The sequence below is a fragment of the uncultured Paracoccus sp. genome (assembly GCF_947496875.1).
Taxonomy (GTDB): domain Bacteria; phylum Pseudomonadota; class Alphaproteobacteria; order Rhodobacterales; family Rhodobacteraceae; genus Paracoccus.
Map to the genome: position 1 here is coordinate 120,322 of NZ_CANMEH010000003.1, position 22,731 is coordinate 143,052.

Annotated in this window: 25 protein-coding genes and 1 tRNA gene; 13 read left to right on the forward strand and 13 right to left on the reverse strand. The window is 68.4% G+C overall.

Annotation, left to right across the window (positions count from 1 at the left end; translation table 11 throughout):
- Window positions 1-75 precede the first annotated feature (75 nt).
- Genes Q0938_RS05005 through Q0938_RS05035 form a run of 7 tightly spaced genes read left to right on the forward strand, consistent with a single transcriptional unit; the run spans window position 76 to window position 5,816 of the window.
- Complete coding sequence (locus tag Q0938_RS05005; RefSeq protein ID WP_299359869.1) at window positions 76-1,041, forward strand: MoxR family ATPase; 966 nt, start codon at window positions 76-78, stop codon at window positions 1,039-1,041.
- A complete protein-coding gene (locus Q0938_RS05010; RefSeq protein WP_299359871.1) occupies window positions 1,025-1,888 on the forward strand; it encodes a DUF58 domain-containing protein in 864 nt (287 codons plus the stop codon). The genes Q0938_RS05005 and Q0938_RS05010 overlap by 17 nt, the downstream gene beginning before the upstream one ends.
- Entirely contained in the window at window positions 1,885-2,235 is a 351-nt protein-coding gene (locus Q0938_RS05015) for a hypothetical protein (protein WP_299359873.1), read from the forward strand. Before Q0938_RS05010 ends, Q0938_RS05015 begins: the two co-directional genes overlap by 4 nt.
- Window positions 2,232-3,173, forward strand: coding sequence for a VWA domain-containing protein (locus tag Q0938_RS05020; RefSeq protein ID WP_299359875.1), 942 nt, complete (start codon window positions 2,232-2,234; stop codon window positions 3,171-3,173). Before Q0938_RS05015 ends, Q0938_RS05020 begins: the two co-directional genes overlap by 4 nt.
- The gene (locus tag Q0938_RS05025; protein ID WP_299359877.1) at window positions 3,170-4,093 is read left to right on the forward strand and encodes a VWA domain-containing protein; all 924 of its coding nucleotides are present in this window, start codon (window positions 3,170-3,172) and stop codon (window positions 4,091-4,093) included. The genes Q0938_RS05020 and Q0938_RS05025 overlap by 4 nt, the downstream gene beginning before the upstream one ends.
- Window positions 4,090-4,686 carry a hypothetical protein gene (locus Q0938_RS05030; RefSeq protein WP_299359879.1) on the forward strand — a complete coding sequence of 199 codons (597 nt, stop codon included), beginning with the start codon at window positions 4,090-4,092 and terminating at the stop codon, window positions 4,684-4,686. The genes Q0938_RS05025 and Q0938_RS05030 overlap by 4 nt, the downstream gene beginning before the upstream one ends.
- Window positions 4,680-5,816: a hypothetical protein gene (locus tag Q0938_RS05035; protein WP_299359881.1), complete on the forward strand. Its 1,137-nt coding sequence runs from the start codon at window positions 4,680-4,682 to the stop codon at window positions 5,814-5,816. The genes Q0938_RS05030 and Q0938_RS05035 overlap by 7 nt, the downstream gene beginning before the upstream one ends.
- 144 nt (window positions 5,817-5,960) lie before the next feature.
- Here Q0938_RS05035 and pqqE read toward each other — a convergent pair whose 3' ends face one another.
- The 6 genes from pqqE to Q0938_RS05065 form a co-directional block, all read right to left on the reverse strand.
- Complete coding sequence (pqqE, locus tag Q0938_RS05040; RefSeq protein ID WP_299359883.1) at window positions 5,961-7,109, reverse strand: pyrroloquinoline quinone biosynthesis protein PqqE; 1,149 nt, start codon at window positions 7,107-7,109, stop codon at window positions 5,961-5,963.
- Window positions 7,106-7,426: a pyrroloquinoline quinone biosynthesis peptide chaperone PqqD gene (pqqD, locus tag Q0938_RS05045; protein WP_299359885.1), complete on the reverse strand. Its 321-nt coding sequence runs from the start codon at window positions 7,424-7,426 to the stop codon at window positions 7,106-7,108. The genes pqqE and pqqD overlap by 4 nt, the downstream gene beginning before the upstream one ends.
- Complete coding sequence (gene pqqC / locus Q0938_RS05050) at window positions 7,423-8,181, reverse strand: pyrroloquinoline-quinone synthase PqqC (protein WP_299359887.1); 759 nt, start codon at window positions 8,179-8,181, stop codon at window positions 7,423-7,425. Before pqqC ends, pqqD begins: the two co-directional genes overlap by 4 nt.
- Window positions 8,178-9,068, reverse strand: coding sequence for a pyrroloquinoline quinone biosynthesis protein PqqB (gene pqqB, locus Q0938_RS05055; protein ID WP_299359889.1), 891 nt, complete (start codon window positions 9,066-9,068; stop codon window positions 8,178-8,180). Before pqqB ends, pqqC begins: the two co-directional genes overlap by 4 nt.
- Before the next feature lie 67 nt (window positions 9,069-9,135).
- Window positions 9,136-9,228 (reverse strand): pyrroloquinoline quinone precursor peptide PqqA, encoded by a 93-nt coding sequence (gene pqqA, locus Q0938_RS05060; RefSeq protein WP_043131127.1) that lies wholly within the window; start codon window positions 9,226-9,228, stop codon window positions 9,136-9,138.
- A 162-nt stretch (window positions 9,229-9,390) separates the two neighbouring features.
- Window positions 9,391-9,466 (reverse strand) — tRNA-Ile (locus Q0938_RS05065).
- A 121-nt stretch (window positions 9,467-9,587) separates the two neighbouring features.
- Between Q0938_RS05065 and purM the strand changes: the two genes are divergently transcribed.
- Both purM and purN read left to right on the forward strand, forming a co-directional pair.
- Window positions 9,588-10,619 carry a phosphoribosylformylglycinamidine cyclo-ligase gene (gene purM, locus Q0938_RS05070; protein WP_299359892.1) on the forward strand — a complete coding sequence of 344 codons (1,032 nt, stop codon included), beginning with the start codon at window positions 9,588-9,590 and terminating at the stop codon, window positions 10,617-10,619.
- Window positions 10,616-11,203, forward strand: a complete 588-nt coding sequence (purN, locus tag Q0938_RS05075) for a phosphoribosylglycinamide formyltransferase (RefSeq protein WP_299359894.1) — start codon at window positions 10,616-10,618, stop codon at window positions 11,201-11,203. The genes purM and purN overlap by 4 nt, the downstream gene beginning before the upstream one ends.
- Window positions 11,204-11,223: 20 nt before the next feature.
- Here the strand turns inward: purN and Q0938_RS05080 are convergent, their stop codons facing one another.
- From Q0938_RS05080 to Q0938_RS05100, 5 genes are all read right to left on the reverse strand, one after another.
- On the reverse strand, window positions 11,224-12,564 hold the full coding sequence (locus Q0938_RS05080; RefSeq protein WP_299359896.1) for a branched-chain amino acid ABC transporter permease: 1,341 nt from the start codon (window positions 12,562-12,564) through the stop codon (window positions 11,224-11,226).
- Window positions 12,565-12,575: 11 nt separating this feature from the next.
- Complete coding sequence (locus Q0938_RS05085; RefSeq protein ID WP_299359898.1) at window positions 12,576-13,583, reverse strand: branched-chain amino acid ABC transporter permease; 1,008 nt, start codon at window positions 13,581-13,583, stop codon at window positions 12,576-12,578.
- Window positions 13,584-13,690: 107 nt separating this feature from the next.
- Window positions 13,691-14,521: an ABC transporter ATP-binding protein gene (locus Q0938_RS05090; protein ID WP_299359900.1), complete on the reverse strand. Its 831-nt coding sequence runs from the start codon at window positions 14,519-14,521 to the stop codon at window positions 13,691-13,693.
- Complete coding sequence (locus Q0938_RS05095; protein WP_299359902.1) at window positions 14,518-15,300, reverse strand: ABC transporter ATP-binding protein; 783 nt, start codon at window positions 15,298-15,300, stop codon at window positions 14,518-14,520. The genes Q0938_RS05090 and Q0938_RS05095 overlap by 4 nt, the downstream gene beginning before the upstream one ends.
- 109 nt (window positions 15,301-15,409) lie before the next feature.
- Window positions 15,410-16,594 carry an ABC transporter substrate-binding protein gene (locus tag Q0938_RS05100; protein WP_299359905.1) on the reverse strand — a complete coding sequence of 395 codons (1,185 nt, stop codon included), beginning with the start codon at window positions 16,592-16,594 and terminating at the stop codon, window positions 15,410-15,412.
- 217 nt (window positions 16,595-16,811) lie between these two features.
- On the opposite strand from Q0938_RS05100, the gene Q0938_RS05105 reads away from it, so the two are divergent.
- Window positions 16,812-18,227 carry a class II 3-deoxy-7-phosphoheptulonate synthase gene (locus tag Q0938_RS05105; RefSeq protein ID WP_299360349.1) on the forward strand — a complete coding sequence of 472 codons (1,416 nt, stop codon included), beginning with the start codon at window positions 16,812-16,814 and terminating at the stop codon, window positions 18,225-18,227.
- A gap of 45 nt (window positions 18,228-18,272) precedes the next feature.
- Here the strand turns inward: Q0938_RS05105 and Q0938_RS05110 are convergent, their stop codons facing one another.
- A complete protein-coding gene (locus Q0938_RS05110) occupies window positions 18,273-19,031 on the reverse strand; it encodes a PAS domain-containing protein (protein WP_299359906.1) in 759 nt (252 codons plus the stop codon).
- A 181-nt stretch (window positions 19,032-19,212) separates the two neighbouring features.
- Between Q0938_RS05110 and gmk the strand changes: the two genes are divergently transcribed.
- The 3 genes from gmk to Q0938_RS05125 are packed head-to-tail and all read left to right on the forward strand — an operon-like array spanning window position 19,213 to window position 21,490.
- A complete protein-coding gene (gene gmk, locus Q0938_RS05115; protein ID WP_299359908.1) occupies window positions 19,213-19,842 on the forward strand; it encodes a guanylate kinase in 630 nt (209 codons plus the stop codon).
- Window positions 19,839-20,360 (forward strand): gamma carbonic anhydrase family protein, encoded by a 522-nt coding sequence (locus tag Q0938_RS05120; protein WP_299359909.1) that lies wholly within the window; start codon window positions 19,839-19,841, stop codon window positions 20,358-20,360. Before gmk ends, Q0938_RS05120 begins: the two co-directional genes overlap by 4 nt.
- 14 nt (window positions 20,361-20,374) lie before the next feature.
- Window positions 20,375-21,490 carry an ATP-binding protein gene (locus Q0938_RS05125; RefSeq protein ID WP_299359911.1) on the forward strand — a complete coding sequence of 372 codons (1,116 nt, stop codon included), beginning with the start codon at window positions 20,375-20,377 and terminating at the stop codon, window positions 21,488-21,490.
- A gap of 45 nt (window positions 21,491-21,535) precedes the next feature.
- Here the strand turns inward: Q0938_RS05125 and Q0938_RS05130 are convergent, their stop codons facing one another.
- On the reverse strand, window positions 21,536-22,711 hold the full coding sequence (locus Q0938_RS05130; protein ID WP_299359913.1) for a zinc-dependent alcohol dehydrogenase: 1,176 nt from the start codon (window positions 22,709-22,711) through the stop codon (window positions 21,536-21,538).
- Window positions 22,712-22,731: the final 20 nt, after the last annotated feature.

A 22,731-nucleotide genomic window follows, 5' to 3' on the forward strand; every position in this document is an offset into this window, starting at 1 on the left:
TGGCCGCGCAGGGGAAAGGCTGACACGATCCCTGCGAACACCGGGTGCGGGACCTGGGGTTCGCAGGGAGCAAACGTGACACAGGAACAAACCCTGGCGCCGGTGATCAGCCTCGCACAATCAGTGCAGGCGGGGCTGGTGGGGCACGAGACCCTGGTCGAACGGCTGATGACCGCCATTTTGGCCGGCGGGCACGTGCTGATCGAGGGGCCGCCCGGTCTTGCCAAGACCCGCGCCGTCAAACGCCTCGCGGCGGGGCTGAGCGGCAGTTTCGCACGGATCCAGTGCACCCCCGATCTGATGCCGTCGGACATCACCGGAACGCAGGTGTTCAGGCCCGATGGTGGCCGCTTCGACTTCCTGCCCGGACCCATCTTTCACGAACTGGTGCTGGTGGACGAGATCAATCGCGCCCCGCCCAAGGTGCAGTCCGCGCTGCTGGAGGCGATGGCCGAATCCCAGGTCACGGCCGGGGGCACCACGCGAACGCTCAGCGATCCGTTCATGGTGGTCGCAACCCAGAACTCCATCGAGCACGAGGGCACCTTCCCGCTGCCCGAGGCGCAGCTGGACCGGTTCCTGCTGCATCTGGATCTGGCCCTGCCGGGCGCGACGGCAGAGCGGGCGATCCTGGATCTGGTCGAAGCCGAGGGACAGGCGCAAACCCCGCCGCCGGTGGCCGAGAAGCTGGGGGGCGAGGCGATCCGCGCTGCCCGCAGGGCGGTGGCCGGCATCCATCTTGCGCCGGCGCTGAAGGATTTCATCGTGCGGCTGGTGGTCGCCACCCGCGAAAGCACGGGCGGCCCGCTCGAGGGTTTCGTCGAACATGCCGTCTCGCCGCGCGGCAGCCTGGCTCTCGCGGCCTGTGCCCGGGCCCGTGCCGCGCTGAAGGGGCGCGATCACGCGCTGCCCGAGGATGTCGAGGCGCTGGCGGCCGACGTCCTGTCCCACCGCCTGATCCCCAGCTGGCGGGCAACATCGGAAGGGCTGTCGTCCCGCGATCTGGTGGCGCAGCTTCTGGCCCATGTCCGGCCGTGGTAAGCCCGATCCGGCGACGCTGAGCGCGGCGGCGCTGATGGCGCTCGAGCCGCAGGCCGCGCGGGACCTGCGCGAACTGGCGAGCCTTGCCGAACGGCCGGGCACCACGGCCACCCGCAAACGGGGGCAGGGGCACGAGATCCGCGAGATCCGCCCCTATGTCGAAGGCGACGACCTGCGCCATCTGGACGCCGCCGCGACCGCCCGCACCGGCATGCCGCAGATCCGGGGCTTTCACGAGGACCGTGAACGCAGCCTGATGCTGATCGTCGATTTCCGTCGGCCGATGCTCTGGGGGACCAGGGCGCGCCTCCGCTCGGTCGCCGCGGCGGAAGCGCTGGTCATCGCCGGCTGGCGGGCGATCCTGTCGGGTGGGGCGGTGGGCGCGGTGGTGTTGTCCGATCAGGGCCCCGAGGTTCAGGTGCCGCGGCCGCGGCACCGCGGCATGGCGGGGGTTGCAGGGCTGTTCGCCCGCGCCCATGACAGGGTGCTGCGGCAGGCGCGGGGCGGGGTGGATGGAAGACGCGATCTCGCACCCGATCTGGCCGCCGTGTGCCGGCATGTGCCGCGTGGCGCCGGAATCGTGCTTGCGACAGGGCTGGACCGACCGGGCGAGGATCTGGATGCCGCCCTGGCCGCGCTTCGCGCGCGCGGTCCGCTGCGCATCCTGCTGGTCGAAGATGCGTTTGAAACCACGCCCCCCCGGGCGGCCTTGCCGGTGCTGGGTGATGCAGGTGCCGGCTGGGCCAGCTTTGCCGCGCTGGCTGATGACCGGGATCGGCGCGCAGCCCGTCTGGTTGCGCCCGGGCAGGAGGTGCGGCGGCTGGCGACCCATCGGGCGCCGACATGAGCATCGAGATCGTCGACGCCCTGCACGGCCCGCGTCTGCCCGAGGCGTTCACCCAGCTGACGATCTGGGATGTGGCGCTGGCGCTGGGGCTTGGTCTGCTGCTGGCCGCGCTGATCCTGACAGTTGCTGCCCCGCTGCTGTCCCGCCGCCCGGCCCGGCCTGTGCTGTCCGACCAGCTGCGACGTGCCGCGTCTCTGCCCGCTCAGGAACGGCTGCTGGCGCTGGCCCGGCTGGCCGGGGACAGGGGCGTCGCGCTGCCCGACGACATAAAGGCAGCGCTCTACCGCCGGGGCGGCACCGATCCGACCAGGCTGGAGGACCTGATCCGCGGGCGGACCCGCAGGTGATCCAGCTTGCCGCGCCCTGGATGCTGCTAGCCTTCGCGGTGCCGCTGCTCGCCCGACTGCTGCCGCCCAGGCCCGCGCCGGGTCTCGCGATGATCCTGCCAGACGGAATCCGCGGCGCCGGCGTTCGCGGTGCGGGCCCGGACGGGCGACGGGGGCAGGTCCTGTTGATGATCGTGTGGGGGCTTCTGGCGCTCGCGCTGGCCGGGCCGCAGCGGCTGGATCTGGTCGAGGATCGAAGCGCATCGGGCCGCGACATCCTGATCGCGCTGGACATGTCGGGCAGCATGGCCACCCCGGATTTCGCGCTGGACGGGCAGACGACGACCCGGCTCGCCGCCGTCAAGCGCGTCGCGGAGAGCTTCATCGAGGCCCGTCGCGGGGACCGGATGGGGCTCGTGGTCTTTGCCGACCGGGCCTATGTCGCCGCACCGCTGACCCATGATCTGCCGGCGGTGACCCGCGCTCTGCACGAGGCGGAGATCGGCATATCCGGGCGGTCGACCAACATCTCCGAAGGGCTTGGCCTGGCGCTGAAACGCATGCTGGCGGGTGATGCCGAAAGCCAGGTCATCGTGCTGCTGTCGGACGGCCGTGACACCGCCGATCTCGTGGACGCCGCCGAGGTCGGGAAACTCGCCGCCGAACGGGAGGTGCGGATCCATAGCGTTGCGCTTGGCCCCGATGATCTGGAAACACGCCCCGCGGCTCGCGATGCGGTGGACGTCGCGACGCTGCGCGCGATCGCCGATGCGTCGGGTGGCCAGACGTTCCGCGTGCGCTCCACCCGTGATCTTCAGGCAATGGCCGAGGCGCTGGACCGGCTGGAGCCGAACCCGTCGTCGCGGCCCCCGGTCGCGGTAGCGCGCGCGCTGTGGCCGGGGCCCGCGGCGGCGGCGTTGCTGCTGCTGGGCGTGGTGCTGTGGCGAAGGCTGGCATGACGGGCTTCGTCCTCCTGCGGCCGTTCTGGCTGCTGGCGCTGCTGCCGCTGATCGGACTGTTCGCCTGGCTGCGCCGCAAGGGCACGGCGGGCGGCTGGGAGTCGCTGGTCGAGCCGTCGATGCTGCAGGCGCTGCGGGGGCTGGGGCTGCTGGTCGAAGGCGGCGGCCGCAGCATGGCGCTGCTTCCCTATATTGCTGCCGGCATGGTGGCGATCGCGCTGTCCGGTCCGGCCGTGCTGCGACCGGGCGCGACCGAGTTCAGGGCACTCGACCCGCTGGTCCTGATGCTGGATCTCTCGCCATCGGTCGTCGCCGAGCAGCCCGTGCTGGACGAGCTGAAATCCCGTGCCGCAGAGATCCTTGCGGCGACCGAGGGACGCCCGGTCGGCGTGCTGCTTTATGCCGGGGACGCCTATCTGGCATCGGCCCCGACCACAGATGCGGCAACGCTTCAGGGCTTGGTCGCAGTGCTGGACCGCGGCATACTGCCGGTGCCGGGCAGCCGGCCCGACGTCGCGCTGTCGCTGTCGCGGGATCTGTTCGCAGCCGAGGACGGGCACGGTCTGGGCGGCGCCGATCTGGTGATGTTGTCGGATGGCGGTGGCGTCGCGCCCCGTGCCATCGAGGAGGCTGCGCGGATGAAGACCGATGGCGCGCGGGTCTGGACATTGGCGTTGCCGCGGGCCGCGCAGGGGGCACCCGCGGCAAACAGGGCGGGGCTCGACGAACTGGCCAATGCCGGAGGCGGGGATGCCTTTGCCAGCGACGCGGTGCCGGATCTGATGGCCCGGATCGCCCGGGCACGTACGGCCCGGCTGGTCGAGGAGAGCACGGCCGGGCATGCCTTTCGCGACCTCGGCCCGTTCATCCTTGTTCTTGCGCTCGGTGCGCTCTGGCCGCTGTTTCGGAGGCAGCGTTGATCCGGGGTCTGCTCGCCGCCGCTGGCGTGGCCCTCGTGCTGGTTGCGGGACGGCCCGCCATGGCCAAGCTGATGCTGGTGCTCGGGCTGCCGGGTCTGGCCGCGCCGCTGTTGCAGGATCCGGCGGTTCAGGGCGTCGCGCTCTACCAGGCTGGGGATTACGCAGCGGCGGATGACGCGTTCCGGCGGGCAGGGCGCGGCTCGACCTACAACCGGGGCCTGTCGCTGGCCGCAACCGGTGATCTGCCGCTGTCCCGGGCCTATTTCGATGCCGTGCTGTTTGCCAATCCTGCCGACAGCGAGGCGCGGGAGAACCGCAACGAGGTCAATTCCCGGATTCCCCCGAATGTCGGTCGCGCCAATGCCGCTGGGCGGATCGCTGCCGAGGCCATTGCCGAGGCCGGCGGCTCGCCGGTCGACGAGATCAAGCGACTGGGGCGGCAGCTGGAGTCCGGTCGGCGCGTGGCCGATGCCGCCTGGCTCGAGGCCCTGAACGATGATCCGGGCGAATTCCTCCACATGCGGCTCGAGGCCGAGCACAGGCGGCGCATGTCGCTGGGCCTCGTCGCGGCAGAGGAGGGCGATCCGTGGTAAGAACCCTGACGCTGATCCTGCTGCTGCTGTTCGGGCCGCTGGCCGGGGCGCTGCGGGCCGAGGGAAACCTGTCGCTGACCCTGATCACCGAGACCCGGAACCCGGTCGTCGGCGAGATGATCGAGGTGACGATCCGTGGCGTCTATGACCGCAAGATCGCCAACGAGGACCTGGTAATTGCGCCGACCGATGCGTTCGACTGGATCCAGACCCACCCCGATGACTGGCACGAGGAGCGGATCGACGGACTGCCATGGATCGTGTTCGAGCGGCGGATCGCGATCTGGCCACGGCGTGCCGGGACCCTGCAGTTCGGCCCCGTCGAGCACCGCCTGACGGTCATCGACCTGAGGAGCCAGCGGAGGGACGTGACCGTGAAGGCGCGACCCCTTGCCGTCTCGGTCGGCGAATTCCCGGCCTTGAAGGGCTGGCACATGACGGGGCGGGCGGTGGAGCTGACCGACGAGGTGTCCACCGATGCGGCGCGCCTGGCGGACGGGCAGCTGGTCACCCGAACGGTCCGTCTGAGGGCCTTGGGGGCCCTGCCGGAACATCTGCCGCCGCGTCCCGTGGTCTCGGAAAACTGGCTGATTACCTTTGCGGCGCCCGTCGAACGCAAGCTGACCCTGACGGAAGCGGGTCCGGTCGCCGAGGCCGTCTGGACCTGGCAGTTCCGCCCCCATACCGGCGAGCCGGGCATGCTGGATCCGGTGAAGATCCCCTTTTTCAACACCCGGGAGCATCGGCTGGATGCCGTCGAGATCCCGCCGCTCGCGATCGGACTGGCCAGCTTCTACACAGGTCAGAGGCCCACCGGACGGGTCGGAGCAGGGCAGATCGCGTTCCTCTCTGGCGTGACGCTTGCCGGGTTGCTCGGCGGCTTGGGCGTTGGCCTGTGGCGGCTGGCCCCCGATCTGACGCGAAGCGGCTTTCGCCGACTGCGGTCGCGGTGGTCCCCGTTCCTGCGGGTGCAACTTCTGCGGGCGCGCCGACGCGGCGATCTGCTGGGCGCACGGCGGATCATGGAAGAGATCGGGCGCCCCGAGGCCGAGCGCCACGCACTGGATCGCCGGATCTATGGACGGCCGGCAAGTCGGGGTGCTCAGGATGAGCAGGCAGGGACCGGCTGAATAGCCGGGATCACGGCACCCAGGTCGGCAGCGACGACAGACCCGACGTGGCGCCGCCGACCCGCCGGATCAGGCGGCATTCACGTCGGCCCACCTTGTGCGACGCAAGACCTGCGGTTTCATTCCGCGGCCTCCGCATGCTCGTCAGCTCTGCTTTCCCATGCGGCGATAGGTGAGATCGTCCGGGGCTGCGGCTGCGGCGTCGGCGTCCAGCTGGGCGTGAAGATCGGCGTTCAGCGGCGACAGGCTGCACACCGGATCGGTCACGGCCGGATCGCCGGCGATTGCCATGGCCTGGCAGCGGCAGCCGCCGAAATCGACCGTCTTGCGGTCACAGCTCGCGCAGGGTTCGGGCATCCAGGCGGTGCCGCGAAAGGCGTTGAAGGCCGTGCCGTTCGTCCAGATATCGCCCAGGGCGCGGTCGCGGACGTTGTCGAACTGCAACTGCGGAATCGTCTGCGCCGCGTGGCAGGGCAGCACGGTCCCGTCCGGCGTGACGTTCAGCCCCGTCGAGCCCCAGCCGCCCATGCAGGCCTTGGGGAACTGCGCGTGATGGTCGGCGGGGACGTAGTCGATGACCATGCGCCCGCGCAGCCGCTCGCGCGCCTCGTTCACGACCTTGCGGGCGAACACGGCCTGCTCGCGCGTGGGCATCAGGGCGCGCCGGTTCAGGTCGGCCCAGCCATGGAACTGGACCGTTGCGACCTCGATCCGCCGGGCGCCCATGTCCAACGCCAAGTCGATCATCTCGGGCAGGCTTTCCATGTTTTGCAGATGAACCACAGCGTTCAGGGTCAGCGGAAAGCCGATCTCGCCCACCCAGCGGGCCACCTGCATCTTGCGGTCCCACGATCCGGAAAGGCCGCCGATCCGGTCGGCCATGTCGCGCCCGACGCCTTGCAGCGACAGCTGCACATGGTCGACGCCAGCCTCGTCAAGTTCGCGCAGCCGCGCCAGCGTCAATCCCAGCCCCGAAGTGATGAGGTTCACGTAAAGTCCAGCGTCGCGCGCGGCGGCCACGATCTGCGTCAGATCGCGCCGCGAGGCGGGCTCCCCGCCCGAGACATGGACCTGCAGCACGCCCAAGGCGGCCGCCTGCCGGAAGACGTCGGCCCATTCGGCCGCAGACAGTTCCGCCTGCCCGCGCACCAGCTCCAGGGGGTTGGAGCAGTAGGGGCAGGACAGAGGGCAGCGGTGCGTCACCTCCGCCAGCATGGCGATGGGCAGTCCCGGTGTTACCGGGTTGCCCTGGAAATCGCGCGGCGAGTCGAGATTCGGGACCTGGACGTTCATGGGTGCCTCACGAAGACGATGCGGCGGTCGATCAGCCCCTGCAGGAAGCTGCGCACGTCTTCTGCAATCTGGTCGGGCGGCGCGCCGTAGGTCGCGGCAAGGTCGGCGACGATCTGTCCCAGCGTGCGGCCGTCCAGCGCCGACAGGATCGCGTCGCCGATCGGGTCCAGTTGCAGCGCCCGTTCGGGGGCCAGCAGAACGCGCATGTCCCGCACATGGTCATGGGCCAGTCTCACGCCGCGCGGCAGATAAGGCACCGTGTCGTCCCCCAGGGGCGGGTCCGGTACCGGTGCGGTGATCGGCGTCTGCATTGTCATGCCAGCACCCCTTCTCCGGGCTGCCATGCGCCGGGCGGCACATGACCCTCGACGTAGGCGTGCCACAGCGCGTCAAGCTGCGCCCACAGCACGTCGGTCTTGAACGTCAGCGCCGCGGCCGCCGCATCCTGTTTCTCCAGCGTGTCGGCGTGGTCCAGAACCCAGTTCAGGCCGAAGGCCACATCCTTGGGCGCCTCGGCCAGGCGATTGCGGAAATACGACAGGCTGGTGTCGTCGGCGAAATCATAGTGCTTCAGCAGGCCCTCGATCCGTTCGGCGTGGATCTTCGGGGCGAACATCTCCGTCAGGCTGGCGGCGACCGCGTCGAGCAGCGGCATGTCACGGACGAAGCGGACATAGGCGTCAACCGCAAAGCGGGTCGCGGGCAGGACGCCGACGCCGCTTTCGACGTAAGCGGGGTCCAGCCCCACGGCCCGGGCCAGGGCCAGCCAGCGCCGGATGCCGCCCCCTTCCTCCACGCCGCCGTCATGGTCCTCGATCCGGGATCGCCAGCGGCGGCGCAAATCGGCGTCGACGACGCGCGACAGGAAGGCCGCGTCCTTCATGGGGATGCGGGACTGATACTGCCAGCGGTTTATCACCCAGGCACGGACCTCGTCCGGGGTGCAGTCCCCCCCGTGCAGCCGTCGGTGGAATGGGTGCAGGTCATGATACCGTTCCTCACCGATGCGGCGCAGGCGCGCTTCGAACGCGTTTCGCGACAGCGGGGCAGCCAAACTTGATGGTGCGTTCACAGCGAAATCTCCATCCCGTCGCGGGCGATCTGCCAGCCGGCGTCCTGCGCCCGGGCCGATTGGGGGCTGGCCGGGTCACAGAGGGGGTTCGAGTTGTTGATGTGGACAAAGACCCGCCGCCCCAGTCGTGTGTCTGCCAGTCGGGCAAGGCTGCCGTCCGGGTCGCCGACTGATATGTGCCCCATGCGGCGCCCGGTCTTGGCCCCCAGCCCGGCGGTGATCATCTCGTCGTCCGACCACAGGGTGCCGTCGAACAGCAGAAGATCCGCACCCTCGACGCGCTCCAGCAACCATCCGGGCAGGTCAGCGCAGCCGGGAATGTAGAGCGCCCGGCGACCCTCCGCCGTGATCTCCACGCCAACCGTCGTCTCACCGACCAGCGCCGTGTCCACAACATCACCCTCCAGATAAAGGGGCACCTTGCCGGGGACGGCAAAGAGCTTGGCGGTGAGCCCCGCCGCCAGGCCGAACGATGTGTCCAGCGCCACCGTGCGGCGAGGCACGAGTTCCGTGTCGACAGCTGCGAACATCGGGTTCTCGGCCAGCACCTCGTGGATGGCCGCGGTCGCGAACAGCTCGAAAGCCTGCTTTTCGCGCAGGGTGAGCAGCCCGGCGACGTGGTCGATATCGCCGTTTGTCACCAGCACCGACTGCAGCGGCACGGTCCGGGGACCCGTGGGATGCAGCGCCGGTGTCGCCGCGAGCTGCGCCCGAATGTCGGGCGAGGCGTTGATCACCGCCCAGTTCTCGCCGTCAGAACTGACGGCCATCGAACTCTGAGTCATCGGCGGGATGCGCCCGTGGCGCGCAGCGATGCAATTGGCGCATCCGCAATTCCACTGGGGCAGGCCACCGCCAGCGGCAGCACCCAAGATGATGATGCGCATCAGTCAACCGCCCGGATGGGTACGGCCCGGCCCGTCGCACGGGCAGGGCCGCCCTGTGTCGTGGAGGTCAGAACAGAACCGGTTCGTCCTCGGCCGGGGCATACATGTTGATTTCCATGCCGCAGGCGATTTCCTTCAGGATGGGTTTGGTCCAAGCCATCGGGGTCTCCTCTTGATGGTTGCCGGGCTGTGCCGGAGTAGGGATTCAAGACGCGGGGCGGACATCTGTCAACCCAACTAAAGATGGAGAGGCGCCCGGCATTTTTGAATGCCGAGCGCACGAATTTGATTGGACGCAAGGCAATGGAGGAATGGCGTAGGCTGGTAGGCCCGGAGGGACTCGAACCCCCAACCAAGGCGTTATGAGCGCCCTGCTCTAACCATTGAGCTACAGGCCCGCCGGGTGAGGCATCCTGCCCGGGATCGGTTCCAAGCCTGTCGCAAATGCGGGTTTGCGGGTCAAGTGAAACTGGCCTAAGCGGTCAGCGACACAGGCATCGGACCGAAAGGGGCGTGTTCATGGGCATCAGCTATCGCGACGCAGGCGTCGACATCGATGCGGGCAACGCTCTGGTGGATCGGATCACGCCGGCGGCCGCGGCGACACGGCGTCCGGGGGTGATGGACGGCCTGGGCGGGTTCGGGGCGCTGTTCGATCTGCGGGGGGCCGGCTATGACGATCCGGTGCTGGTCGCGGCGACCGACGGGGTCGGCACCAAGCTGCGCATCGCGATCGATACCGGCGCGGTGGATCAGGTCGGCATCGACCTTGTCGCAATGTGCGTCAACGACCTGATCTGCCAAGGTGCCGAGCCGCTGTTCTTTCTGGATTACTTCGCGACCGGAAAGCTCGGCGTCAACGAGGCTGCCCGGGTCATCGACGGCATCGCCGTGGGCTGCCGGCAGGCCGGCTGCGCCCTGATCGGCGGCGAGACGGCCGAGATGCCCGGCATGTATGCGGCCGGGGATTTCGATCTGGCCGGTTTCGCGGTCGGTGCGCTGGAAAGGGGCCGTGCACTGCCACGGGGCGTCAGCGAAGGCGATGTGCTGCTGGGGTTGCGGTCCGACGGGGTTCACTCCAACGGATTCTCGCTGGTACGGAAGGTGGTGCAGGCGGCCGGACTGGCGTGGGACGATCCCAGCCCGTTCGGGTCCGGATCCCTGGGCGAGCAGCTGCTAACCCCCACCCGCATCTATGTGCGACCGGTGCTGGAGGCGATCCGCGCCGGCGGGGTTCATGCCGCTGCCCACATCACCGGGGGCGGCCTGACCGAAAACCTGCCGCGGGTCCTGCCACAGGGCCTGGGCGCACAGGTCGATCTGGACGCCTGGACGGTGCCGCCGGTGTTCGACTGGCTGGCGCGCACGGGCGACATCGCGGACGGCGAGATGCTGAAGACCTTCAACACCGGGATCGGCATGGTCCTCGTGGTGGCCGCGGATCGCGCCGCAGCGCTGACGGACCTGCTGCTTGACCACGGCGAGACGATCGTAAGGCTCGGCCATGTCGGACCGGGCGAGGGGGTCGGGTATCGCGGCCAGGTGCGGTGAAGCGCGTCGCCATCCTGATCTCCGGTGGCGGGTCGAACATGGCGCGCCTGGTGGAAAGCATGACGGGCGCGCATCCGGCCCGTCCGGTCCTCGTCGCCTCGAATGATCCCGCTGCGGCTGGGCTGGACCGCGCTGCCGCGCTTGGCGTACCGACAGCGGCGGTGGATCACCGGGATTTTCGTGGCGACCGGGCGGCGTTCGAGGCCGCACTGCTGGCGCCGTTGCTCGCGGCGCGGCCCGACATCATCTGCCTCGCCGGGTTCATGCGCATCCTGACACCCGGCTTTGTCCACCGGTTTGCCGGACGGATGCTGAACATCCACCCGTCGCTGCTGCCGCGCTATACGGGACTGCAGACCCATGCGCGGGCACTTGCGGCCGGCGACGGCGAGGCGGGCTGCACCGTTCATCTGGTCACCCCCGTTCTGGACGTGGGGCCGATCCTGGGTCAGGCGCGCGTCCCCGTGCTGCCAGACGACACACCCGACACGCTCGCGGCCCGCGTGCTGGCCGCAGAACACCGGCTGTATCCGGCGGTGCTGCGTCGGTTTGCCGAGGGGGACCGCGCGCGCCTCGATCTGTAATCGGCCCGGCGATCCGCCGGCTATTTTTCGGGGATCAGCCCCCGCGGCGCAAAGCGCAGCACCAGCAGCAGAACCAGTCCCATCGCCAGAAAGCGCATGTGGGGCGCGCTTTCGATCAGGTGCGATCGCAGCCCGCCCTCCGGCATCGGGGCCGTGACCAGTGCCATCACCGCGGGACCCCAGACCTCGGCCTTGATCCACAGGAACCAGATCAGCACGGCACCCAGCACGGCGCCCCAGTTGTTGCCGGACCCCCCGACGATGACCATGACCCACACGAGGAAGGTGTAACGCAGGGGATTGTAGCCGGACGGGTTCAGCAGCCCGTCGAGCGTCACCATCATCGCCCCGGCGATGCCGATCACCGCGGCGCCGATCACGAAGACCTGCAGGTGGCGGCGGGTCACGTCCTTGCCCATCGCCTCGGCCGCGACCTCGTTGTCGCGGATCGCACGCATCATCCGCCCCCAAGGCGATTTCAGGGCGAGTTCCGAGAGCAGTATCAGAAGCAGAACGATGACGAGGAACAGTCCGGCATAGGCCAGCTTGACCCAGATCCCCGACGCGGTCGCCAGATCCATTCCCCAGCCGGCCACGCGCGCCTGGAAATCCGGATCCCCCTGCAGGTCCAGTTCGTAGGGCACGGGACGCGGGATGCCGCTGAAGTTCAGGACACCACGCGCCAGCCAGCCCTCGTTGCGCATCACCGCCACGATGATCTCGCCGATCCCCAGGGTGGCGATGGCCAGATAGTCTGATCGCAGCCCCAGCGCGACCTTGCCGACGCCCCAGGCGGCCCCCGCGGCCAGCAACCCCCCGACCGGCCAGCTGAGCAGCACCGGCAGCCCCAGCCCGCCGATATTGCCGGCCTTCGCCGGATTGTTCGCCTCGATCGCGATCACGGCCGGGTCGAACAGGGCGCGGTAAGCGACGTAGCCGACGGAAATGATCAGCAGCGCCGCCCAGAATCGCCAAGCCCGGGGAACCCGCGCTGCCACCAGCGTCGCGACGACCAGAGTGCCCAGGCCGACTGCCAGCGCCAGCAGCACACGCGGACCGCCGGCTTCCCACGCACCGGGTACCGGCTGGGTGGCGACCAGCACCGGTGCCAGCCCGCCCAGCGCCAGAAAACCCACCACACCGGCGTTGAACAGCCCGGCATACCCCCAGGTGATGTTCACGCCCAGCGCCATGATCGCGGACAGCAGTCCCATGTTCAGGATGCCGAGCGCGCTGTTCCAGCTGCCGGAAAAGAAGGCGTTCGACAGCGTGCCTTCGAGGACGAACAGGAAGACGAGCACGGCAAGCAGGGCGGGCGCGCGCCACAGGCTGGTGGACTCGGCCTGACGGGTTGTGGACATCGCAGCCTCCTTCAGACCGACTTGCCGCGGAAAAGACCCGTGGGGCGGAACAGCAGTACCACGATCAGGATCACGAAACTGACCGCGAACTTGTATTCGGTGGACAGCAGTTGCAGCAGCCCCTCAGGCTGCCAGTCCGGCAGCAGATAGCCGGCGATCTTCTTCCACGGATAGGTGACCGCGACCTCGGAATACGCGATCACGAACCCGCCTGCGATCGCACCCACCGGGTTGCCTAGTCCGCCCACGATCGCCGCGGCAAAGATCGGCAGCAGGATCTGGAAATAGTTGAAGGCCTTGAACGACTTGTCGAGCCCGTAGAGCGTTCCGGCGGCCACGGCCAGAGCGGTCGCGATGATCCAGGTCAGCCGCACCACCCGTTCCGGGTCGATGCCCGACAGCAGCGCCAGATCCTCGTTGTCCGAATAGGCCCGCATCGCTTTGCCGGCGCGGCTCCGGTTCAGGAAACGGAACAGGGCCCAGCAGGCCAGCGCCGCCACCACCAGCGTGATCGCCTGGGTGCTGCGCAGGGCCAGGCCCTCGTCCAGCCCCGTCCATCCCTTGAACTGCGAGACCGAGATCAGGAATCGGGCGCCGTCGTCGAACCGGATCTCGTCCACGCCGATCAGCAGCCGGGTCAGACCGTTCATCACGAACATCACCCCGACGGACGCCATGACTAGAACGATGGGATCGGCCTTGACCTGGCGGTAGTAGCGATAGACGACCCGGTCGGTCAGCAACACCAGCGCCGCCGTCCCCGCGATGGCCACCGGCAGGGCCAGCAGCGCAGTAGGCAGCGGCCCGAGGCTGAGCCCCAGCGCCTGCAATCCCCAGGTCAGCAGGATGACCAGCCCCGTCCCGAATGCCATCGTGTCGCCATGCGCAAAGTTCGAGAACCGCAGGATTCCGTAGATCAGCGTCACACCCAGCGCCCCCATCGCCAGCTGCGCCCCGTAGGCCGTGGCCGGGATGATGACGAAGTTCAGGATCGCGACCAGGGCATTCAGGATGTCCATCGGCCGTGCTCCTCGGATGTGTCGACCGCGACCGTCGCGGCGGTGTTGCGCTTGATGCGGCGGCAGGGACCGGCCGCGTGGGCGGTGATCGGGCACGACCGCATCGCTCAGCCCCCCAGAAAGGTTCGGCGAACTTCGGGATTGGCCAGCAGCGCGGCACCCGTGTCGGTATAGCGGTTGGCCCCCTGCACCAGCACATAGCCGAGGTCGGCGATCTCCAGCGCCTGCCGGGCGTTCTGTTCCACCATCAGGATCGAGATGCCGGTCCGCGCGATCTCGATGATCCGGTCGAACAGCTCGTCCATCACGATGGGCGACACGCCGGCGGTCGGCTCGTCCAGCATCAGCAGGCGCGGCTGTGTCATCAGCGCCCGCCCGACCGCAACCTGCTGGCGCTGTCCGCCCGACAGCTCTCCCGCAGGCTGCAACCGCTTTTCGGCGACCGCCGGGAACAGCGTGTAGACCTGATCCATGGTCTGGCGAAAATCGTCGTCCCGGATATACGCGCCCATTTCCAGGTTTTCCTGGACGGTCAGCGACGGAAAGACATTGCTGGTCTGCGGGACGAAGCCCATGCCGCGCCGGACCCGGTCCTGCGGGTTCAGGGCCGAGATGTCCTGTCCGTCCAGCTGCACGCTGCCCTCGCGCAGATCAAGCATGCCGAAGATCGCCTTCATCGCGGTCGACTTGCCGGCACCGTTCGGACCCACGATCACGGCAATCTGCCCCTGGTCCACGGTGATCGTGCAGCCATTCAGGATGTCGGCCTTGCCGTAGCCGCCGCGCATGTCACGGGCGGCCAGAAACGGCGCCTCGGCAGAGCCGGGGTGGACCCTGCCGCTCGACCTCGTCCCGTCGACGGTCCCGCGACCGGCCGGGTTCACCACCGACAGGTCGCGCATGCCGCGGTTGCCGAAGCCGTGAGCCCCGTCGCTCATGCGTTCACCGTCGCCTTGTTCTTCAGTCCCCGGCCCAGATACGCCTCGATCACCGCCTCGTTCTCCATGATGTGGGCGGCCGGGCCTTCGGCCAGCACCTTGCCCTCGGCCATCACGATGACCGGGTCACACAGCTTTCCGATGAAATCCATGTCGTGTTCGATGACGCAGAAGGTGTAGCCGCGCTCGCGGTTCAGCCGGACGATGGCGTCGCCGATGGTCCCCAGCAGCGTCCGGTTCACCCCGGCGCCGACCTCGTCCAGGAACACCACCTTGGCCTCGACCATCATGCAGCGTCCGAGTTCCAGCAGCTTCTTCTGGCCGCCGGACAGGTTGCCGGCCTTTTCCTCCGCGAGATGGCCGATGGTCAGGAACTCCAGCACCTCGTCGGCGCGGGCGCGCAGGGCCTGTTCCTCGCGCCGGATGCGGCCGCGGGCCAACCAAGTGTTCCACAGGGTCTCGCCGGTCTGACTGGCCGGAACCATCATCAGGTTCTCGCGCACCGTCATGGAACTGAACTCGTGCGCCATCTGGAAGGTGCGCAGCAATCCCTTGTGGAACAGTTCGTGCGGGGGCAGCCCGGTGATGTCCTCGCCGTCCATCATCACCCGGCCAGAGGTCGGCGGCAGCACCCCCGCGATCACGTTGAACAGGGTGGACTTGCCCGCGCCATTGGGCCCGATCAGGCCGGTGATCGAGCCGGTCGCGACGGTCAGGCTGGCGCCGTCGACGGCCCGGAACCCGCCGAAATGCCGGTGCAGGTCGTGGACCTGGATCATGCTTCCCCCTGCGCGCTGCATCGTGGCAGCGCCGCCCGGCGCCGGGCCGGTATTCTTGTTGTCGGGCGCGCCCGGCGCAACGCCGGGCGGCCCGTTCTGTCCAGAACGTTCAGCGCGTCTTGACCGTGTTCAGTTCACCGCCCTTGAACTCGACTTCCCGGTAGACGCCGGCGCTCTCGCCCGCACCCACCAGTTCGGCCGAAGTCGCGCCCACATAATCGATGTCCTGGCCCTGTGCCAGCAGCTCCAGCCCCTTGCCCAGCTCGCCCGGCATGATCTTTTCGCCCGGCGCGTTGGCGACCTCGAGGACCTTGTCCTTGTAGACCTTGGGGTCGATGGACTTGGCCGCCTGCATGGACAGCATGATCAGCGCGGCGGCGTCATAGGATTCCGCGGCAAAGGCCGAGCTTCCCTCGAATCCGTCGGTCTGCGCCAGCTCGACGAACCTGTCGCGACCCTCACCCTCGGCCGACGGGTTCTGGCCGAACGAATTTTCCAGCTCCGCGCCGAAGCGGTCGACCAGCGCCTGGCTGATCATGCCGTCGGGAAAGACGAAGGTTTCGAACGCGCCGGAATCCAGCGCCCCGCGCACGATCCCCGATCCGCCCTGGTCGACATAGCCGGCGACGACCAGCGCGTCACCGCCTGCGGCGGCAAGTGCGCCCACCTCGGCCGAATAGTCGCCCTTGCCGTCCTCGTGGGCGGCCATGACGGTGATGCTGCCGCCTCGTTCCTCGTAGAAGCGCTTGAACGCCTCGGCCAGACCCTTGCCGTAGTCGTTGTTCGTGTAGGTGACGGCCGCCGATTCCACGCCCCGTTCGATCATGATGTCGGCCATCACCTCACCTTGGCGAGCGTCTGACGGGGACGTGCGGAAGAAGAACCCCTTGTCGTCGATGTCGCTGAGCGCGGGCGACGTGGCTGACGGTGAAATCATCACCATGCCGTTCGGTACGGCGACCTTTTCAAGGCTGGCGATCGTTTCGCCCGAGCACATGCCCCCGACGATGCCGTTCACCTTTTCCGAGGTGACCAGCCGTTCGACCGCCGCGACCGATGCCGCCGCATCCGCGCAGGTGTTATCAGCCTGCACCGACGTGACCTGCGATCCGTCCATGAAGTTGCCGGACTCGTTCACCTCCTTGATCGCAAGCTCCGCGCCACGCGCCATCATCGGGGCCATCGATTCCAGCGGTCCGGTGAACCCGAGCGACAGGCCGATCTTGGCATCCTCGGCGGCGGCGCCCGTGCCCAGCGCAGCAGTCGCGACAGTGGCCAGCAGCAGTTTTTTCATCTGTTTTCTCCCGTTTGTTGGACTTTGGTCCTGGGCGCGACGGTAGAGGCGGCCGTTTCAAAAGAAAAGCGCGACGGCACGGCAGCAACCGGCCCGGACGCCCGTGCGGACGCGGTAAAGGCCTCAGGGTTGATCGTGGCGCCTTCCCTCACCGCAAGGGTTTTCCCTGCCGGTACGCCGCAGTATATACGCCCGATCACCCCGAGGAGGCGACATGATGGCCCACGGCAATCCGACAGCGCGGCCGGACACGGCAGAACCCGCATGGGACCGGGCCAGCTGGCGGGCTCTAGAGCGCATCCAGATGCCCGATTACCCCGATCCCGCCGCTGTGCGTGCGGTCGAGGCGCAGTTGCGCCAATACCCGCCGCTGGTCTTTGCGGGTGAGGCGCGGCGCCTGAAATCGCAGCTGGCGCTGGTCGGGGCCGGCCGTGCGTTCCTGCTGCAGGGCGGGGACTGCGCGGAAAGCTTTTCGGAATTCAGCGCCGACAACATCCGCGACACCTTCAAGGTCATGCTGCAGATGGCGGTGGTGCTGACCTGGGGCGCGCAGCTGCCGGTGGTCAAGGTCGGCCGGATGGCGGGACAGTTCGCCAAGCCGCGCAGCGCCGCAACCGAGTCCGTCGACGGGGTCGAGCTGCCCAGCTATCGCGGCGACATCGTCAACGGGTTCGATTTCACGGCCGAATCGCGGGTGCCGGATCCCCGCCGCATGCTGCAGGCCTATACCCAGGCCGCGGCATCGCTCAACCTGCTGCGGGCATTCTCGACCGGGGGCTATGCGGATATCCACCGGGTGCAAAGCTGGATCGCTGACTTCACCGGCGGCCCCGAGGCCGCGCGCTATCGCGACATCGCCGATCGCATCAGTGACGCCATGGCGTTCATGCAGGCCGCCGGCGTGACCGCGGAGACCGCGCACGAGTTGAGCCAGGTCGACTTCTATACCAGCCACGAAGCGCTGCTGCTGGAATACGAAGAGGCGCTGGCCCGGATCGACTCGACCACGGGTCATCCGGTGGCCGGCTCCGGTCACATGCTGTGGATCGGCGATCGAACCCGGCAGGTGAACGGGGCGCATGTGGAATTCTGCCGCGGGGTTCAGAATCCCATCGGCCTGAAATGCGGGCCGTCGATCACGACCGATGACCTGAAGGCGCTCGTGGCGCGGCTGAACCCCGCCAACGAGGCCGGGCGGCTGACGCTGATCGCGCGGTTCGGGGCGGGAATGGTGGGCGACCATCTGCCCCGGCTGATCCGTGCGATGCAGGACGAAGGCGCCAACGTCGTCTGGTCCTGCGACCCGATGCACGGCAACACCATCAAGTCCGCGAACGGGTACAAGACCCGTCCGTTCGACAGCGTCCTGCGCGAGGTGCGCGAGTTCTTCCACGTGCACAAGGCCGAAGGCACCGTGCCTGGCGGCGTCCATTTCGAGATGACCGGACAGGACGTGACCGAGTGCACGGGGGGTGTTCGCGCCGTGACGGACGAGGATCTGTCGTCGCGGTATCACACCGCCTGCGATCCGCGGCTGAACGCCAGCCAGTCGCTGGAACTGGCGTTCCTGGTGGCCGAGGAACTGCGTGCCCGCCGGACCGGCGTTTCCGGCGACTTGCAGGCCGCGGTCTGAGCGGATCCACCAGCGTGGTCGGCGCAGAGCTGCGCCGGTGCCGGGTCAGGCAGACCGATCCGACGAAATGACCCGGAACCGGGCGCGCCGTTCTTCGGGTGTCTCGGCCGGATCGGGCCGGTTCGGCGGCACGTCCTTCGTCCTGTTGCGATCGCCCGCCGCGGGCGGCCGCCAAGGTGCGGGTGAGGCCGCCAGATCATGGCGGGACGGCTGGGGCGACAGGACCTTGGCGCCCGGGATGACGGGTTCGACCTGTGCGGCGACGATGTCGAACCGGCGCGGGCCGCGCCCGAGATCGCCCGAGGTGACCAGGCAGCCCAGCGCCCGTGTCACGTCGCCCAGATCCGATTTCAACGGCAGGATCAGCATCTGCCCCCGCAGCTCCGGCCGACCGTAGCCGGGTTCGGAAAAGAGCGTCAGCTCGGCGATCTGCGGCCCGATGAAGACGGTTTCCAGGACGTCCGACAGGCGCCCCCGAGACGACGGGTTCAGGACCGCACAGAGCGGCATGCCCCGGACCTCCATCCCCATCACGTCGACCAGATGCTTGCCGGCCAGCCTGAACCGGCCGGCGCCCGGGGCGATCCGTTCCAGGATGAAGGCGTGGTCCAGCCCCTCGCGGATGCCCTGCGGCTCGACGTCGGTGCGCATCGGCACCGCCCGACCCTGGCGAAGGCTGTGCCAGTAGACCCGAAGATCGGCGATGATACGGTCAGGCTGCACGGGCCCGCGTCCGGCGATGCGGATAACGGGACCGGATTGGGGGGTCCCCGGGCCGGTGCTGTCGGTCTGATCGTCGGACATGGTGTTTCCGGGCTGCCTGCACGCCACCTCGACCGCCACACTACGCGTTTCGACATCCCGATCTAAGGGCAATTCTTGCCAAATGGTTAAACTTTGCTCTTCCCCGCAGACCTTGCTCCTTGCCCGACCCTGCGCCATTGAGTGTGCGACCGGGTGCGTGACCCGGGCAGAAGGACCGTGCATGAACCGAACCGGATTGCTGATCATCCTGTCGTCGCCGTCCGGGGCAGGCAAGTCGACGCTGGCCAGACGGCTGATGAACTGGGATGCGTCCCTGCGTTTTTCGGTGTCCGCCACCACGCGGCAGGCCAGGCCGGGCGAGGTGCACGGGCGCGATTACTATTTCACCGATCGTGCCGCCTTCTCGGACATGGTGGCTGACGGGCAGATGCTGGAACATGCCGAGGTGTTCGGCAATCTCTACGGCACCCCCAGGGCGGCGGTCGAGCGGGCGATGGCCGAGGGGGTCGACACGCTGTTCGACGTCGACTGGCAGGGCGGGCAGCAGATCCGCGCCTCGGCACTGGGGCCGCAGGTCGTCTCCATCTTCGTCCTGCCGCCCAGCCTGCGGGAACTGGAGCGGCGGTTGCGTAGCCGCGGCCAGGACGACGACGCGGTGATTGCCGAGCGCATGCGCAAGAGCCGTGACGAGATCAGCCACTGGGCCGAATACGACTTTGTCCTGATCAATTCCGATCTGGACAGCACCGAGGCGGAACTGCGCGGCATCATCCGGGCCGAGCGACTGCGCCGCGAGCGCCAGCGCGGACTGGGCAGTTTCGTCAAATCGCTGATGGAGGAACAGGTATGATCTGGGAACTGGACGGAATTGCACCCAGCCTTGGACAGGATGTCTGGGTTGCGCCCGATGCACAGGTCATCGGACGGGTCAGGCTGGGCGACGCGGCGAGCGTGTGGTGGGGCGCCGTCCTGCGCGGCGACAACGACGATATCACCGTGGGGGCCGGCAGCAACATCCAGGAACACTGCGTGTTTCACATCGACGAGGGATGTCCGTTGACGATCGGGGCGGACGTGACCATCGGCCACCGCGCGATCCTGCATGGCTGCACTGTCCAGGACGGGGCGCTGATCGGAATGGGGGCGATCGTGCTGAACCGGGCGGTGATCGGACCCGGGGCGCTGATCGGGGCGGGCGCCCTGATCCCCGAGGGCAAGGAGATCCCGGCAGGCGCGCTAGTCATGGGCGCGCCGGGCAAGGTCGTGCGCATCCTGGACGACGCGGCGCAGTCCGACCTGCGGGCATCGGCCGCGCATTACCGCGAGCGGGCGGCCCAGTACCGGCGCGGATTGCGGCGCCTCGACTGACCGCGACGGCAGAGATGGAGATCCGGCATCTGCGCCAGCTTGCCGAGGCGGTTCCCGTCGCCATGCTGGTCGCGGACCGCCGGGCGAGGGTCGTCGTGGCCAACTCGGCCGCCGAGGCGATCTTCGGCCCGGCCCTGACGGACCGGCCCTTCGTCACCGTCGTGCGCCACCCGTCGGTCAACGCGGCGGTGGAATGGGTGCTGAACTCGGGCGGCGGTCCGCCCCCGCACGGGGATCCGGACCTGCCGCCCAGCGCAACGGACATCCAGCGCCTGCGCGCCACGCTGACCGCGCAGGGCCGCGACCGCAACTGCGTGGTCACGGTGGGGCCGGTGGTCATCGCGGGCGCGAACGGGGTCTCGGTCGCCATAGAGGACAACACCGGCATCGAGCAGGCCGAGCGGATGCGGCGCGAGTTCGTCGCGAATGTCAGTCACGAGCTGCGCACGCCGCTGACTGCCCTGATGGGGTTCATCGAGACACTTCGCGGGCCGGCCCGCAACGACGCGGCGGCGCGCGACCGGTTTCTGAACATCATGGAACGCGAGGCCGCCCGGATGAACCGACTGGTGGCCGATCTGTTGACGCTGAGCCGGGTCGAAAGCGAGGAACGTCGCCGACCCGCGCAGGATGTGGAACTCGGGACGCTGCTGCGCAGTGTTGCTGCCACGCTGACCCCTGCCGCGCGCGCCGCTGGCGTCCGCCTGGAACTGGACGTGCCGAACCACCCGGTGACGGTCCCGGGCGACGCGGACCAGATCGTGCAGGTGTTCCACAACCTGATCGAGAACGCGATCAAGTACGGGGGATCGGGCGGGCTGGTGGGCCTGCAGCTTGCCCATGTCGAGCATGAGCCGATGCTGCGGGGACCCGGCTGGGCCGTCACCGTCGCGGACCGGGGCGAGGGCATCGACCCGCTCCACCTGCCGCGGCTGACCGAACGGTTCTACCGCGTGGACAGCCACCGCTCGCGTCAGCAGGGCGGAACCGGGCTGGGGCTGGCGATCGTCAAGCATATAGTCAACCGCCATCGCGGCCGCCTGAAGATCGACAGCGAGCGGGGGCAGGGCAGCCGCTTCACGGTGATCCTGCCGGAGCGGACGCCGCGGCGCCTGGCCCCCGGTTCATGAGAAAAGGCCCGGCACATGCCGGGCCTTCGAGGCGCGTGCTCGGGATCAGGTTCCCGGCGTCATCACGCACTTGATGCAATCGTCCTTTTTGTCGCGGAACGTCTCGTAGAATCCGGGACCGTCATCCAGGGTGCCGCGATGGGTGATGACGAAGCTCGGATCGATATCGCCGGCCTCGATCCGCTTCAGCAGGCGCTCCATGTAGGCGCGCGTGTTGGTCTGGCCGCCGCGCATCATTAGCCCCTTGCCGAACGCCGCGCCGATCGGGAACTTGTCGACGGCGCCCGCATAGACGCCCGGGATCGACACCGCTCCACCCTTGCGACAGCACATGATGGCATCCCGCAAGGCGTTCGGGCGGTCGCTTTCCATCATCAGCGTCGTCTTGACCCGGTCGTAGACGTTGCCGATCATCGAGGCGCCATGAGCCTCGAGCCCCACGGCGTCGATGCAGCGGTTGGGCAGCTTGCCACCTGTCATCTCCTTCAGCCGCTCGAAGCTGTCTTCGCTGGACAGGTCCACCGTCTCGGCGCCGGCCTCGCCGGCCAGTGCCAGCCGCTCGGGTTCGAAATCCAGCGCGAACACCCGCTCGGCCCCCAGCAGGAACGCGGACCGGATCGCGAACTGGCCGACCGGGCCGCAACCCCACACCGCCACGATGTCGCCGGGTCCGGTGCCGATCTGCTCGGCCGCCTGGTAGCCTGTAGGAAAGATGTCGGTCAGGAACAGGACCTTTTCATCCGGCAGGCTTTCCGGCACGGCCAGCAGCATCACGTCCGCATGTGGCACGCGGACCAGTTCGGCCTGCCCGCCGGCATAGCCGCCGAACAGGTGCGAATAGCCGAACATGCCCGCCGGTGACTGACCGTACAGCGCCTCGACCTTTTCGTGATCGGGGTTCGTGTTGTCGCACAGCGCATAGGCGTCAGTGCGGCAGAACGCACATTCCCCGCAGGAGATGTTGAACGGCACCAGCACTCGGTCGCCGGTCTTGAACTTGGTCACCCCGGACCCGGCCGCCACGATCTCGCCCATGAACTCGTGTCCGAGGACGTCGCCCTTGCGCATCTCGGGGATGAAGCCGTCGTACAGATGCAGGTCGGACCCGCAGATCGCCGTCGACGTCACCTTGATGACCACGTCGCCGGGTTCCTGAATGGTCGGGTCGTCGACGGTGTCCACCTGCACCTTTCCGGTGCCCTGATACGTGATCGCGCGCATGAAACCTCTCCTGTTCGGGT